The following is a 15,531-nucleotide window of genomic DNA, read 5'->3' as shown; positions in this document are numbered from 1 at the left end:
TGATGAGTATAGAGCAAGTTGATAAAATAGATTTTATAAGTACCACTTCAAATGGAAAAGTTCAACTAACTATTTCAGATCATTTAGAATGGAATGATGAAGAAAATCATTTATTGATTTTACAAAACAAATTAAATGCTTATTTAAGTTTTATAGAAAGTGGACAGATTTTAGAGAGTTATTCTACTGCTTTAAATAAAGATGTAATAATATCAATTGTTATGAAATATGAACCGACTGAAAATTCATCGATTTTTTTAAATAATTGTAAAAACTTTCTTGAAAAGAATGGTTATGAATTTAAGTGGGAAGTTTTTCAAGATAAATAAAAGTAATGTTTATAAAGGTTAAGACTACTTAATAATCTTAACTCCTTAATGGTTTAAAAAAATAATAATGTTGAAAATATAAAAATATGAAAACAATAAAAGCGGCTTTACTTTCTTATGGAATGTCTGGAAAAGTGTTTCAGGCACCTTTTTTAGAATTACATCCAGGATTTGAGTTAGTTGGTTCTTGGGAAAGAAGTAAAAAATTAATTCAGGAAGATTATCCACACGTAAAAAGTTATGCTTCTATTGATGAAATTCTGGCTGATGATGTTGATTTGGTAGTGGTAAATACACCCATTGATACGCATTTTGAATATACCAAAAAAGTTTTGGAAGCGGGCAAGCATGCTATTGTAGAAAAAGCGTTCACGTCAACAGTAGCGGAAGCGGAAGAATTAGCTGCTTTGGCAAAGGCAAATGGGGTTAAATTAGCCGTTTTCCAAAACAGGAGATGGGATAGTGATTTTAAAACGGTTCGTCAAGTTCTAGTAAATGGTTCTCTGGGTGACATCGTAGAAGCCGAATTCCATTTTGACCGTTATAATCCGCTTTTGAGTCCGAAACAACATAAGGAAACGGTGAATTCAGGTTCGGGAATTTTGAAAGATTTGGGTCCGCATATTATTGATCAGGCCTTGTATTTGTTTGGTTTCCCAAAAGCTGTTTTTGCTGATATTCGCATAACTCGTGAAAAATCAGTAGTTGATGATTGGATAGATTTGGTATTATACTATACTGATTTAAGAGTACGTTTGAAAGCGAGTTTCTTTGTACGCGAGCCGAATCCGGCCTATGTTCTCCATGGTAAAAAAGGTTCTTTCTTAAAACATCGAGGTGATGTTCAGGAAGACGATTTGAAAGTGATGGAAAAACCTAATTTGGATACTTGGGGAACAGAACCTTTAGAAAAAGAAGGTTTTCTTCATACTGAAATTGATGGTAAAATTATGCATGGCAAAATCCCAACGCTTCAGGGGAATTACTATGAGTTTTTTGATGGGGTTTACAATGCAATAGTTAATGATACATTAGAACCTGTTACGGCCGAAGAGGGTGCCAAAGTGATGCGAATTATTGAAACCGCTATTTTGAGTTCTAATGAGAAAAGAGTTATTGATTTGTAATAAATTTTTAATAATTGAATTGACAATTTATCGTTCATAATCTGTAAAATTATTAGTTAAAATTTATGATTTTGTAGTGTTTTTTGAGATTTTTACAATGTCTTTGCTTGTGTTTTAAAATGCTAGATAGTCGTTTTGTGTAATTTTATTACAAATTCTTTCTTAATTTTTTATTTTAATCTGTTAAAATTTATACGATAACGATGTAATACTAGTGCACAGCTCTCATGATCGGAAACAGGAAGTTTGATTTTTGTACTTTTGCGTCTATAAACCTTAAAATACAAAGCATTTGTTACGATTAAATTTAATAGGGAGCTTTAGAGCGCAAGGAAAGATAAAAAAGAGTTTTAGAAATGCTAAGATTTCTTATTTAAATAGAGTTCGACTTGCTGTAGCTTCTTTTTATTTTGCAATGGGTTTGTGTTTTGCTACTTGGGCAAGTAGGATTCCAGATATTAGAGTAGCGCTTCATCTTAGTGATGCCGATTTGGGTTCTATTTTATTTGCTTTGCCTGTGGGACAATTAACCATGATGGCTTTCTCGGGTAAATTAGTTACACGTTTTGGCAGTCATCGTTTATTGGTTATTTCGTTGAGTGTATATGCTTTTTGTTTAACTAATTTAGGATTAGCTACAAATGCCTGGCAGCTTGCTCTGGCTTTATATGTTTTTGGAATGTTTGGGAATATGAACAATATTGCTGTCAATACCCAAGGCGTTTATACCGAACAACTTTTCAAAAAAACCATAATGGCCTCTTTTCATGGAGTATGGAGTTTTGCTGGTTTTACAGGAGCTTTACTTGGTTTAGGAATGTTAGCATTGGATTTAATTCCGTACTATCATTTTATTATAGTAGGGATTATTACTATTTTACTTATCGTATTCAATTATAAATATTTGGTGAAAGCCAAAGAAAAAAGAAAGGCTCCTGAGAAGAAAAAACTTTTTTCAAAACCGGATTCGGCTTTGATTTGGTTGGGGGTTATAGGATTTGGTTCAATGGCAAGCGAAGGAATTATGTTTGATTGGAGCGGAATTTACTTTAAAGATATCGTTCAAGTACCTGGTCCACTAATTATTTTAGGCTATACCTCATTTATGATTATGATGGCTACTGGACGTTTTTTAGGCGACGGTATGATTAATCGTTATGGAAGGAAATTAGTATTGCAAACAGGAGGAATTCTTATTTCTACAGGATTGTTTACAGCCGTATTTTTTCCCTATTTGGTTTCGTCAATGATTGGATTTATGTTGGTAGGACTTGGTGTTTCAACCATTGTACCAACACTTTATAGTCTGGCAGGAAAACATCCAACTATTCCTCCTGGGGAAGCCTTAACAGCTGTTTCTAGTGTGAGTTTCCTTGGTTTTTTGATGGGACCACCCGTAATTGGTTACATAGCCGAATTGTTTGGGCTTCGATTTTCATTTGCTTTTATTGGTGTTTTCGGGATTATTATTGCTTTCCTTGTTCCAAGAATTAAAGTGATTCAGTAGGATTTTGTTTATATTTGTTTTGCAAAAAGCAAATATGGATATGAAAAATACAATTCAAAGTCAAGAATTACTATTTACGAGTGAGGATAAAATTTTCCTTAATGAAGATTTACTACCTAAAGAGAAAAAAGCTTTTTTAAGAATAGCAATATTTTTTACGCTTCTTACTTTTATAGCACCTTATTTACCTGGTAAATTTGGTCAAAAAGCATTAATTCAAAAAATGAGTTATATAGATGCTGTTTTTTGGTTTGGATTATTTTTTTCATTAATAATTTTTTGCGGATACTTTAAAATTATTGTTCGTTTGAAAAAGGATATTAGTCAGGGATATAAATACATTTATCAGACAAAAATTGAAAGAAAATCAAGAATAAATAATGATAAATATGAAATTCGACTTCAACTAAATCCTAATAGGAATGGACAAAAAATATATCTCAAAAGACCAGAATGTTATGATTGGCAATTGGGAGATACTATAGAAGTTGAATTTCTTAAACACACAGGTACTTTTTTAATTTTAAAGAATACTACTCAAAATCAGGTTTTCCGATTTAAAGATTAATCGGCTATCTTAATTTTTTGATATAGCTAAAAAAACATTGCAAAATTAGTTAATCAAATCATTTTTTTCTTACTTTTAATTTATTCAAAGTGCCGAATCATTTTTTTAAGTGGTTTGATACCACCGCTTTGAATTAGGCTCGGTTCATTTATGACAATAGTCTGATTTCCCAAAAACAAGAATCCTAATGGATTGGAAATATTCATTTTTCGAATATTTCTGAGTCTTTAGTTATGGCATTAAAATCATTTGGATTTATGAAATATTTTCTTGTTCTACTTTTGAGTTTTGGGGTATTCAAAAGTGTACTTGCACAAAATCAGGCGCGAATTATAGCTAAGGTTTTAGATTCTAAAACGTTGAAACCACTTGTAGGTGTTGTGGTTTCTATTCAAAATACCTCCTATACACAACTTTCTAATTCGGATGGAATAGTCATTTTTGAGTCCATTCCCACTGCCGATTATTTAATTCTTTTTCATAGTCAAGGCTATAAAGATGCTTTGTTTCCCGTTTCAACTCAAAATTCATTAGAAGTCGATTTAGGGACTATTGTATTAGAACTAGATCAAATTACGGACCAACAAGCAGCTCTTATTCAACTGTTGGAAGACGATTTGACAGACGATAACAGTAGTTCAGAAACTACTTCGGGTTTATTACAATCTTCTAAAGATGCTTTTCAACAGGCGGCCGCTTTCAATTGGGGACAAGCTCGTTTTCGAATCAGGGGTTTGGATATTGAAAATGCAAGTACCATGATTAATGGAATCATAATGAATAAAATATATGATGGTAGACCCAATTGGAACAACTGGGGCGGACTCAACGATGCCACTAGAAATCAGGAATTCTCGGTAGGAACGACTCCTTCTGATTATACTTTTGGAGGAATTTTAGGGACACAGGAAATCAATACCAGAGCTTCCATATACAGAGAAGGAAGCCGACTGACTTTTTCAGGAACAAATACAAATTATACTTGGCGTGCTATGGCAACCTACGCTTCAGGAATGAGTAACAAAGGCTGGGCTTATGTAATTTCGGCAGGGAAACGCTATGCACAAGAAGGGTATTTTCAAGGTACAAATTATGATGCTAATTCTTTATTTTTTAGTATCGAAAAGCAATTAAACAACCAGCATTCGCTTAACATTTCAGGCTTTTATACCCCAAATGAAAGAGGTAAAAATTCGCCAAATACGGCCGAAGTAATCCAATTAACAAACGAAAAATACAATTCGTATTGGGGATATCAAAATGGGAAAATTAGAAATTCCAGAGTGCGAACTGTAGCCGAACCCATAGTGATGCTCAACCATTATTTTAAAGTTAACGACCATAGCAATCTCAATTCGGGTCTAATGTACCAATGGGGAAAAGTAGGCAACAGCAATATTGATTATCAAAATGCGAATAGTCCCGATCCTACTTATTATCGAAAAATGCCAAGCTATTATTTGTCCATGTATGCTCCTGATAACGGAGAATATTCGGGAGATTTTATACCCGATTATGAAAATGCAGCGAAAAGTAAAGAAGCTTTTTTAGCCCATCCTCAAATCGATTGGGAAGCGATGTATCGTGCCAATCAAAATCCTGTAGTAGATTCAAATTCTAATATCATTGGTTATGAGCCAGCGCAAAGTCATTATGTATTGTACGAGGATCGTTCCGACGATAAAACACTGGCGATGTCTACTAATTTCAATTCGCAACTTAATGAAAATATGATTTTCAATGCCGGAATCTCTTTTCGGGAATTGAAGTCGCATAATTTTCAAAAACTCTTGGATTTATTGGGCGGAACTTTCTTTGAAGATATTGATGGGTTTTATAGTGGTTCTCAAGCACAATCCGACTTGAATAATCCCAATCGTCAGGTGAAAGTGGGCGATCTTTATGCTTATAATTATAAGCTTTCGGCAACTGTTGTAGAAGCCTTTACTCAGTTTAAATTTTCCTATAACAAAGTTGATTTTTATTTGGCTCAGTCGTTTTCGAAAACCAATTACCAACGAGAAGGTTTGTATAAAAACGGAATTTATCCCACGACTTCTTTTGGCAAAAGCCAAAAACTTAACTTTGAAAATTTTGGATTCAAAGGGGGCGTTCTTTTTAAAATTGCTGGAAATCAATCGTTGAATTGTAATGCCGCGCATCTAACAAGAGCACCTAATTTGAGAAACAGTTTTTCTAATGCCCGTTTGAATAATAGTGTGGTGGACGGACTGGAAAGTGAAACACTCAATAGTATCGATGCGACTTATATTTTTCGCACCCCAAAAATCAAAACCCGATTGACGGCCTATTATACAACGATTAAAGATGCAACGAAAATCAGCTTTTTTTATGCCGAAGGAATTTTTGATAATGAAGCAGGCTATACGAATACAAATGCTTTTGTAAGTCAGACATTGACTCATTTGGATAAAAAGAATTGGGGAGCCGAATTCAGTTTGGAATATCAAATAGACCCCACGCTTAAAACTACTTTTTCTGCTGCTTATGGTCAATATACCTATGATAGCAACCCTAATGTGAGCCTTAATAATGATGCGGTGGCAAGTGTTGATAACACAACACCTTCATTTGATTTTGGAACCGCACTTTTAAAAAATTACAAACAGGCAGGTATGCCGCAGCAGGCGTATAGTTTAGGGTTGGAATACCGCAATCCTAAATATTGGTGGATTGGAACCAATGTGAATTTCTTAACTGACACTTATATTGATATTTCACCATTATCCAGAACCAATCGTTTTTATACCAATCCAGCTAGTGGTTTTCCATTTCCAGAAGCAACTGAGGAAAGAGCAGCGGAATTATTGCGACAAGAAAAATTGGATTCGGTTTTATTGTTCAATTTGATTGGTGGTAAATCTTGGCGATTTAAAACTAACACGCTCGGACTTTTTGTGAGTATTAATAATTTGCTGGACACACAATTTAAAACAGGTGGTTATGAGCAAGCCCGAAATGCTAATTTTAGGCAACTCAATCAAGATGTTTCCAGTGGTTCACCTGCTTTTGGTAACAAGTATTTTAATGGTTTTGGCCGCACTTATTTTGTAAATCTGTACTTCAGTTTCTAATTTTTAAATGGAAATTTTATGAAAAGTAGCAATACTACCTTTATTTATCTTTTAGTTGGTTTATGGTTTTTTGGAGCTTGCGCAAATGATGAAACTCAAATTCCAAAACTCGTCTGTAATCAGGCTGATTTTACAGTAAATAAAACCGTTTTGGATATTAAATCCGCTTCAGCAGAAATTGTGGCTCAATATACTTATGATGATATAATTGAGGCTTATGTTGTTTCGAGTGATGAAAACGGTAATTTTTTTAAGACGATTTCGTTGCAAACGTTGCCTACTGCGAGTAGTCCTGCTCAGGGATTTTCGGTTCCTGTTGATGTGTCTAATTTGTACGTAGATTATAGAGTGGGTAATAAAGTGTATGTGAAATTAAAAAATCAATATACTGATTTGTACTTTGGAGGTTTGCGTATCGGTTCTTTGTATGTCAATGCTTTTAATTTGGGAGGAGTCGGTAGGCTTTCGCAAAATGATTATAAAAAAGTTTTGTATGCTTCCTGTACGAATGTAAAAGAGGAACAATTAGTTAGCGCGCTGAATTTAGCTGAAATTAACGATAGTCATTTAAACACGCTTGTTGAATTGTCGGATGTACAGTTTACAGAACCGGCTATTGGGCGCCACTACTTTGAAGAAACGAATAATGTAGGCGGTGCAACCAATTGGAATTTGGTAGACAAAAATGGGAACCAACTTATTTTTAGAACGAGTTCCTTCGCTGATTTTTCAAAGAATCTAGTGCCTACAGGAAGCGGAAAAGTTAGAGGCGTGCTCACTAAATACGATACCGATTATCAGTTAATAGCCAGAAAAGAAGCCGATGTTCAAATGACTACTAGTCGAAATATTCCTTTTTTTGTTGAAGATTTTCAAGATGTTACCGATGGGACAAATTTAAGTTTGCCCGGATGGAGTAATCTTATAGAAGCAGGAGCAATTGTTTGGAAAGGAGGCGTTTCTGGTACAAATGGCTATGCCGAATTTGCAATCACGGGGACTAAAGTTGCCTCAAATATTGTTTGGTTAATTTCACCAAAAATTGATATGGATACACATACTCATGAAAGTTTATCATTTCGTTCAGCCCAAGACCACTTGGATGTCGATTCGCCATTAAATACCTTGGAAGTATATGTTTCAACTAATTTTGATGGACTGCATGTAAATTCCGCAACATGGACTAAACTCCCTGCAAAAATCCCCACTCAATCTACTCCTTGGAATGAGTTTATAGGTTCGGGAGCTATTGATTTATCGAGTTACACAGGGAAAATCAATATTGCTTTTCGATATATTGGTTCAGGAAAAAATCTAGCTTTAGATGGTACTTTTCAAATAGATGATGTTCAAATTTATGGAGATTAGTTTTTTGTAAATCCCTTTACTATATTTGGCTATTAAAAAAATAAAATTAACTATGAAACATTTATTATCGGCCTTATTGGTTATGACTCTTTTTATTTCTTGTAAAAAAGAAACTAGCGAAAGCAGTAGTGTAGCTCCAAGCGAGATTCCGTACATTGCTAAAAATGAAAAAGAAATTGAAGACTATGTAGCTAAAAAAGGATTAAAAGGAACTAAAACCGAATCAGGATTATATTATGTAATTAATAATCCAGGTACAGGAAAGCAAGCTACTCCAGCATCTAATGTAACGGTTGCTTACAAAGGCTATTTTATGGATGGAAATGTATTTGATCAAAGTGATGAAAAAGGAATTTCTTTTAATTTAAATCAAGTAGTTAAAGGTTGGACAGAAGGAATTTCGTATCTAAAAGAAGGCGGAAGCGCTATCCTTGTTATTCCGGCTGTATTAGGTTATGGTGGAAATGATAACGGTAAAATTCCAGGAGGTTCCGTATTGATTTTTGATGTAAAATTGATTTCAGTTAACTAATTTCTTTTTTTAAATTTCAATGGTTTTTAGGGTGTTTTTAAGGAATTATAAATCCCATTTCTACGTTACAAATCACTAAATTTGTAACCTTATTTAAAGACATGTTAGAAAAAGAAGTAATAAATTTTGAAAAATCGGTCATTGTAGGTATCATTACCCAAAACCAGAGTGAGGAGAAACTCAATGAGTATCTTGATGAGTTAGAGTTTTTGACCTTTACCGCTGGTGGACAGGTGGTGAAACGTTTTTCGCAAAAAATGGATAAACCGAATCCTAAAACGTTTTTAGGTACAGGTAAAATTGAAGAAATCCATTATTTTGTAAAAGAAAATGGTATTTCAACTATCATATTTGATGACGAATTAACGCCTTCGCAACAAAAAAATATTTCTAAAATTATCGATTGTAAAATTTTGGACAGGACGAATTTGATTCTGGATATTTTTGCCCAAAGAGCCGAAACTTCCTATGCGCGTACTCAGGTAGAATTGGCACAATGCCAATATTTGTTACCAAGACTTTCAGGATTGTGGACACACTTAGAGCGTCAAAAAGGAGGTATTGGGATGCGTGGTCCTGGGGAAACGGAGATTGAAACCGACCGTCGTATTGTACGTGACCGAATCTCATTGTTGAAAGATAAAATCAAAACCATCGACAGGCAAATGGGCGTGCAACGCAGTAATCGTGGCGCTATGGTTCGTGTGGCTTTAGTAGGTTATACCAATGTGGGAAAATCGACTTTGATGAATGCCATTGGGAAAAGCGATGTTTTTGTCGAAAACAAATTGTTTGCAACCTTGGATACTACTGTTCGAAAGGTGGTGATTAAAAACTTACCGTTTCTACTTTCGGATACCGTAGGATTCATTCGGAAATTGCCTACACAATTGGTAGAATCGTTCAAGAGTACGCTAGATGAGGTTCGTGAAGCCGATTTGTTATTGCATGTAGTAGATATTTCGCATCCAGATTTTGAGGATCATATTGCTTCGGTAAACCAAATTTTAGTAGACATTAAAGCGAGTGATAAACCAACATTGATGGTATTTAATAAAATTGACGCTTACCGTCATTTGACCATTGATGAAGACGATTTGATGACTGAGAAAACGACCAAACACTACACACTTGACGAGTGGAAATCGACCTGGATGAGTCGTGTAGGAGAGCAAAATGCCTTGTTTATTTCGGCAGCTCAAAAGCAAAATTTCGAAGAATTCCGAGAAAGAGTTTACGAAGCCGTACGTCAAATTCATATTACCCGTTTTCCTTATAACAAATTCCTGTATCCGGATTATAAGGATGCTTTGGAAAAGGAAGAGTAGAATTTTCTATAAGGTACCATCTGTCAGTTCGAGCGCAGTCGAGACATATTTATAATAAAGAATCCCTTTTGAGTTCTAAAATTTAAAAGGGATTTTTTTATGCTAAATATACTAGAATTAAAATCCATAATTAATTCCTAAGCCAAAAATCTCCCTAACCTGAACTGCTTTGATGGCATTGTCATCGTAAATAGCCAGCATATTGATATTGGCCGAAAGGTATTTGTTAATTTTCATGACGATGTTCATCTGATAGTTAATATCTACATTTTGTGGGTCTTCAAGATAATTAGAATACAAATTCAGAATGTTTTCAATAGACACATTAGTTATGGGACTTACTTTGTAATATGCTGATATGCTTGCTCCTAATTCGAATCGGGTAGTTTTCCCTTGTGCAACACCAAATGAAGTACCCAAATCTGTAAAATGTTGGTGTACTACAATTAATTTTCCTGCTGCAGGAGAGAAGTTTACACTGGCATTGTTGTCTTTTTTCCATAAAAATCCTGGCCCAAATTGGAAATACGCTGGTGAAAAAAGATGCGAAATTTTGACATCATTTTTATCAAGTCCAGTATCCATTTGTGATTTAAAATTAAAGTACATGGAGTAATACCAATTTTTAGCCGTCGATTTTTTACCCCATAGCGAATTTAATTCAAGGCGATCATCCGTTTTTGCTATTCTTTCATTCCCTTTAATTTTACTCAATCCATAGGCTAATATGAATTTGCTATCCCAAACTACATTGCCTTTTTTGTAATTGAAATCATAGTTTATACCAAAATTCCCTGCAACATTACTCGTTCCTCCACCTAGCCATTGTCTGTTGTAGGCAGATTGGCTTAATAATAGGTTCATATTGCCTTTGGTTGTCCAAACCTTAGTAGTATCCTTTATTGTTTCTTGTGCTTTTGTGATTAAGAATGAAAATACAAATACGGTGGTAAGAAGAATGTTTTTCATTTTTTTGGACTTTATGTTAAGTAAATATAAAAAAAATGCTACTTAAAAAGTAGCATTTGAGTTAGTATTTTCCTAAGCTTTTTTAGGTGCCTTGTACAAAGGTACAGCCGAACAGGCTTCTCCATACATGATGCTTCTGGCGTAAGCTTGCAAATAATGAGCAGCTAAGATGTAAGCACGAGTTGGAACCGGTTTTTTAGAACAGCCCTTAATGATTACAGGCTTGTTTTCATAAGCGGTATAATCGATTTTAGGAAGTAATTCTTCATACAATGCTGCATTCAAATCATCAATTGTTCCATCTATAATTTTTTTGGCATAAGGGGCTAAATGTACCGCAACTAAAATAGATGCCCATGCCGGCACAATAGCATCAGTACTGCAATTGATCGCAACAAAATGATCTTGGTATTGAGACCAATCATGGTTTTTTAACTGTTCTCTAAAGTCCTTTTCCCTTAATAAAAAACCTTCAAATAACCATTGCGAAATGTCAATTTGCGTACGAATGCCCTTTGGAAAGTAATCTTCTAAATCGAAAACTTCCAAAACACTATTCGCTACTTTGTTTACTATTTCTTCCATTATCATTAGTGTTCAGTTTATAGTTTATGGTAAACAGTAGATATGCTGTCTGCCTACTGCTACTGTCTACTGAATACTTTTTTTAAAGCATTCCCAATTCTAATTTTGCCTCTTCGCTCATTAAATCTTTGCTCCATGGTGGGTCAAAAGTGATTTCTACTTCGGCTCCTTTTACACCAGGAATGGATTTGATTTTTTCTTCTACTTCTCTAGGCAAACTTTCTGCTACCGGACAGTTTGGAGAGGTAAGTGTCATTAAGATTTTTACTTCGTTGTCTGTATTTACCATTACGTCATAAATCAAACCTAATTCGTAAATGTCTACGGGAATCTCCGGATCGTAAATGGTTTTTAATTTCATTACGATTGATTCTCCTAATTCTTCGGTATTTATTACTTGTTCCATTTTTATTTTTGAGTTTCTATATGACTTGTTTTTTAAACATATACCTGTATGCCGACAGGCAGGAGTCATATAAGTTATTTGTTTTTTTAATTCTTAGCATCAAATGCCAAAGCATACATTTTAATGTTTTTAATCATCGAAACCAAACCATTCGCACGGGTAGGTGATAAATGTTCTTTTAATCCAATTTCATCAATAAAATCCATGTTGGCATCGATGATGTCTTTTGGCGTTTGATTAGAAAAAACACGTATTAAAATTGCAATAATTCCTTTGGTCAAAATAGCATCACTATCGGCTGTAAAAACTACTTTGTCGTCATCTTTTTCACCTTGTAACCAAACTTTAGATTGGCAGCCTTTGATTAAATTTTCGTCTACTTTGTATTCTTCTTTGATTAATGGAAGATTTTTTCCTAACTCGATGATGTATTCATAACGTTGCATCCAGTCATCAAACATCGAGAATTCGTCTACTATTTCTTCTTGTATGTCTTTAATTTTCATTGTCTTGTTTTGCAAATGAATTTATTTTAGTCACTAATTTTTGTAATGCTTCAGGAGGATAACCATGATCGAAACTTTGTGATTCATAGGTCTTTCCTTCAAAGACTATTTTTAATTGCGCTATCGCGGCACCATCATAAAATCGTTTTTCTGTTGGTGATTTTAAATCTTTAATAGTTTCTAAATGAACTTCGTTAAAAAGATGTATCAGTTCTTTCCAGTCGGTATCATTTATTTTAGTGGTAACAATGTTTTCTTTTCTATTTGATTGTACACTAACTTCTTTATTTTTGATAATTATTTCTCTAAAAAATCCTCTGGAAGTGGCTGTATAAATTAGCTGTGCTTTTTGCATTTTCTTTTGTGCATCGCCTTCACAGCAGCCTTTGTTTAGAAAAATAGTTAATAGAAATAAGGCTAGTGCTTTCATATAATAGTTAAGATAACATCATTTTTGCTTTTTTTACCCCTTCAACCAAGGCATCAATTTCTTCTTTGGTATTGTAAAAAGAGAATGAAGCTCTAATAGTTCCCGGAATCCCAAAGAAATTCATAATCGGTTGGGCACAGTGATGACCTGTACGTACTGCAATTCCTAATTTATCGATGATAGTTCCAATATCGTAAGGATGAATGCCTTCGATATTAAACGATACAACCGATGTTTTATTTTTAGAATTTCCGTAAATACGTAAACCTTCAATTTCAGAAAGTTTTTCGGTGGCATAAGCTAATAATTCCAATTCCTGTTGTTGAATGTTTTCAAAACCAACAGAATTCATATAATCTATTGCTGTTCCTAGAACAATTCCACCTGCAATATTAGGCGTTCCTGCTTCAAATTTATGAGGCAATTCGGCATAGGTCGTTTTTTCAAAAGAAACTTCCTTAATCATTTCGCCTCCTCCTTGATATGGGGGTAATTTATTTAACCAAGTTTCTTTTCCGTATAAAATACCAGTTCCTGTAGGTCCGCACATTTTGTGTCCTGAAAAAGCATAGAAATCACAATCCAGCGCTTGAACATCTGGTTTTAAGTGGGGAACAGATTGCGCTCCGTCAATTAAAATAGCAGCACCTACTTCGTGGGCTTTGTCAATCATGTATTTGATAGGATTGATAATTCCTAGAGCATTCGAAATATGATTAACAGCGACGATTTTGGTTTTTTCAGAAAGTAATATATCATATTCAGCCATAATCAATTCGCCATTTTCATCCATTGGGATGACTTTTAGCGTAGCGCCTGTTTTTTCGCAAAGCATCTGCCATGGAACGATATTACTATGGTGTTCTAGATGCGAAACCAGAACTTCGTCTCCTGATTTTAAAATCGAAGCAAAACCATTGGCAACCAAATTAATCCCAAAAGTAGTCCCCGAAGTAAAAAGTACTTCATGAGCATGTTTGGCATTAATATGATTTTGAACTTTACCACGAGCTATTTCATAAGCATCAGTAGCTAGTTGGCTTAAGGTGTGAACACCACGGTGAATGTTGGCATTGATTTCTTGGTAATATTTTGCAATAGCATCAATTACCACCTGTGGTTTTTGAGAAGTGGCTCCGTTGTCGAAATATACTAATGGTTTTCCGTTTACTTTTTGATTTAAAATCGGAAAATCGGCTCTTACTTTTTGAATGTCTAGCATAACTATTTAGAAAAATTCTATTTTACAAAAGTACTAAAACTAAAATTGTTTTTTGCTTCAATTATTTGTTTTGATTGATTGTGGTATCAGTTTAATTTATGAGAAGGATTTATAGTCTAAAAATAGTTCTATTTCATTTTTGTATTATAAAATCAAAAAGGGCACAAGATTATCGGAATAAACTTTGTGCCCTTTGAACTATTTTTTGTCTAAAATTACAAATCGAATCCTAGTTTCACTCCTAATTTCATAGCAATGATATTTGTAATTCGTTGTTTTAATTCAGGAATTTTAATGTTTTCGATTACTGCATTAGAAAACGCATACATCAAAAGGGCTTTGGCTTCTTTTTTAGGAATTCCGCGTTGTTGCATGTAGAATAAAGCGGTTTCATCTAATTGCCCTACGGTACATCCGTGTGAACATTTTACATCATCGGCAAAGATTTCCAATTGAGGTTTTGCATTGATGCTTGCTTTGTCGCTTAAAACAATGTTGTTACTTTGTTGGAACGCATTTGTTTTTTGCGCTTCTTTTTCCACGAAAACTTTTCCGTTGAAAACTCCTGTTGAACGGTCATTGTAAATCCCTTTATAATCTTGGAAACTTTCGCAGTTTGGCTGAGCGTGATTTACCAAAGTATAGTGATCTACGTGTTGTTTGTCTCCAATGATGGTAATTCCGTTTAATGTACTGGTCAATCTTTCGCCAAAGTGGTAAAAATTCAAATTGTTACGCGTTAAATTTCCACCGAAAGAAAATGTATGAACAGAAGCGTGACTTTCTTTTTGTTGAGATACATAAGTATTGTCAATTAAGTTGGCTTCGTGATTGTCATTTTGAATTTTGTAATAATCAACAATGGCACGTTTTTGAGCAAAAATCTCCGTAACTGAATTGGTCAAAATCGGATTATCGCTTAAACTTTGGTGACGTTCAATAATTTGTACGTGTGAATTCTCACCTACAATTACTAAGTTTCTTGGTTGTACCATTAAAGCTGCTTCGTTTCCAGTAGAGAAATACATGATCTCAATTGGTTTGTCGGCCACTTTACTTTTAGGTATGTTGATATAAGCACCTTCGATTGCAAAAGCAGTATTCAATGAAGTAAGGCTGTCTTCTGTATTGGCGATTTTGTTAAAATAGTTATCTATAACCATTTTGTATTTAGGTTTTGTCAATGCCGAAGACATTAGGCAAACATCGATTCCGTCGTGAGTTGTAGAAGACAAGTGCGAGCTAAAAATACCATCGATAAAGACTACTTTGTAAGTGTCAATTTCATGAAGGAAGTATTTTTTTACTTGATTAAATTCAATAGCGCTATCTTTTTTAGGAAAAACAGTAAAGTCATTCTTAAGAATGGCATTTAGCGAAGTGTATTTCCAAGCTTCTTCTTTTTTTGTTGGGAAACCTTTTTCTTCAAAGTTCTTTAATGCCGAAGTTCTCACATCATGAAGTTCTGATTGAACATCCACACGTGCTTCGAATGCCATGAACGATGAGATTAATTTTTCTTTTAATTCCATATTTTTTACTGTCTATGGTTTATGGTT

General features: G+C 34.2%; 15 protein-coding genes. 8 read left to right on the top strand and 7 right to left on the bottom strand.

Annotated elements, in window-relative coordinates; all coding sequences use genetic code 11:
* Window positions 1–2: 2 nt before the first annotated feature.
* The 8 genes from ACFPTQ_RS02580 to hflX all read left to right on the top strand — a co-directional run bounded on the left by ACFPTQ_RS02580 (window position 3) and on the right by hflX (window position 9,854).
* Window positions 3–329, top strand: a complete 327-nt coding sequence (locus tag ACFPTQ_RS02580; RefSeq protein ID WP_379773500.1) for a DUF6572 domain-containing protein — start codon at window positions 3–5, stop codon at window positions 327–329.
* An 86-nt stretch (window positions 330–415) separates the two neighbouring features.
* Window positions 416–1,456, top strand: a complete 1,041-nt coding sequence (locus ACFPTQ_RS02575; protein WP_379773497.1) for a Gfo/Idh/MocA family oxidoreductase — start codon at window positions 416–418, stop codon at window positions 1,454–1,456.
* A 292-nt stretch (window positions 1,457–1,748) separates the two neighbouring features.
* Complete coding sequence (locus tag ACFPTQ_RS02570; RefSeq protein ID WP_379773493.1) at window positions 1,749–2,963, top strand: MFS transporter; 1,215 nt, start codon at window positions 1,749–1,751, stop codon at window positions 2,961–2,963.
* Window positions 2,964–3,003: 40 nt separating this feature from the next.
* The gene (locus ACFPTQ_RS02565; protein ID WP_379773490.1) at window positions 3,004–3,531 is read left to right on the top strand and encodes a hypothetical protein; all 528 of its coding nucleotides are present in this window, start codon (window positions 3,004–3,006) and stop codon (window positions 3,529–3,531) included.
* A gap of 257 nt (window positions 3,532–3,788) precedes the next feature.
* On the top strand, window positions 3,789–6,626 hold the full coding sequence (locus ACFPTQ_RS02560) for a TonB-dependent receptor domain-containing protein (RefSeq protein ID WP_379773487.1): 2,838 nt from the start codon (window positions 3,789–3,791) through the stop codon (window positions 6,624–6,626).
* Between the two features lie 18 nt (window positions 6,627–6,644).
* Window positions 6,645–7,994: a DUF5689 domain-containing protein gene (locus ACFPTQ_RS02555; RefSeq protein ID WP_379773484.1), complete on the top strand. Its 1,350-nt coding sequence runs from the start codon at window positions 6,645–6,647 to the stop codon at window positions 7,992–7,994.
* A gap of 52 nt (window positions 7,995–8,046) precedes the next feature.
* Entirely contained in the window at window positions 8,047–8,526 is a 480-nt protein-coding gene (locus ACFPTQ_RS02550; RefSeq protein WP_379773481.1) for an FKBP-type peptidyl-prolyl cis-trans isomerase, read from the top strand.
* Between the two features lie 101 nt (window positions 8,527–8,627).
* Window positions 8,628–9,854: a GTPase HflX gene (gene hflX / locus ACFPTQ_RS02545; protein ID WP_379773478.1), complete on the top strand. Its 1,227-nt coding sequence runs from the start codon at window positions 8,628–8,630 to the stop codon at window positions 9,852–9,854.
* Between the two features lie 117 nt (window positions 9,855–9,971).
* Here the strand turns inward: hflX and ACFPTQ_RS02540 are convergent, their stop codons facing one another.
* The 7 genes from ACFPTQ_RS02540 to sufD all read right to left on the bottom strand — a co-directional run bounded on the left by ACFPTQ_RS02540 (window position 9,972) and on the right by sufD (window position 15,504).
* Entirely contained in the window at window positions 9,972–10,823 is an 852-nt protein-coding gene (locus tag ACFPTQ_RS02540; protein WP_379773475.1) for a DUF3078 domain-containing protein, read from the bottom strand.
* 72 nt (window positions 10,824–10,895) lie between these two features.
* On the bottom strand, window positions 10,896–11,408 hold the full coding sequence (locus ACFPTQ_RS02535) for a DUF2480 family protein (RefSeq protein WP_379773472.1): 513 nt from the start codon (window positions 11,406–11,408) through the stop codon (window positions 10,896–10,898).
* A gap of 82 nt (window positions 11,409–11,490) precedes the next feature.
* Window positions 11,491–11,814 carry an SUF system Fe-S cluster assembly protein gene (locus ACFPTQ_RS02530; protein ID WP_278034533.1) on the bottom strand — a complete coding sequence of 108 codons (324 nt, stop codon included), beginning with the start codon at window positions 11,812–11,814 and terminating at the stop codon, window positions 11,491–11,493.
* Window positions 11,815–11,900: 86 nt separating this feature from the next.
* Complete coding sequence (locus ACFPTQ_RS02525) at window positions 11,901–12,320, bottom strand: SufE family protein (protein ID WP_379773469.1); 420 nt, start codon at window positions 12,318–12,320, stop codon at window positions 11,901–11,903.
* Window positions 12,310–12,750: a hypothetical protein gene (locus ACFPTQ_RS02520; protein WP_379773466.1), complete on the bottom strand. Its 441-nt coding sequence runs from the start codon at window positions 12,748–12,750 to the stop codon at window positions 12,310–12,312. Before ACFPTQ_RS02520 ends, ACFPTQ_RS02525 begins: the two co-directional genes overlap by 11 nt.
* A 7-nt stretch (window positions 12,751–12,757) precedes the next feature.
* Window positions 12,758–13,972: an aminotransferase class V-fold PLP-dependent enzyme gene (locus tag ACFPTQ_RS02515; protein ID WP_379773463.1), complete on the bottom strand. Its 1,215-nt coding sequence runs from the start codon at window positions 13,970–13,972 to the stop codon at window positions 12,758–12,760.
* Between the two features lie 215 nt (window positions 13,973–14,187).
* The gene (gene sufD, locus ACFPTQ_RS02510; RefSeq protein WP_379773460.1) at window positions 14,188–15,504 is read right to left on the bottom strand and encodes a Fe-S cluster assembly protein SufD; all 1,317 of its coding nucleotides are present in this window, start codon (window positions 15,502–15,504) and stop codon (window positions 14,188–14,190) included.
* Window positions 15,505–15,531: the final 27 nt, after the last annotated feature.

It is taken from the genome of Flavobacterium sp. GCM10022190 (assembly GCF_042656445.1).
GTDB classification, from domain to species: domain Bacteria; phylum Bacteroidota; class Bacteroidia; order Flavobacteriales; family Flavobacteriaceae; genus Flavobacterium; species Flavobacterium nitratireducens.
The sequence above is the reverse complement of the archived record's forward strand: the minus strand, read 5'-3'. Positions and strand labels throughout refer to the sequence as shown.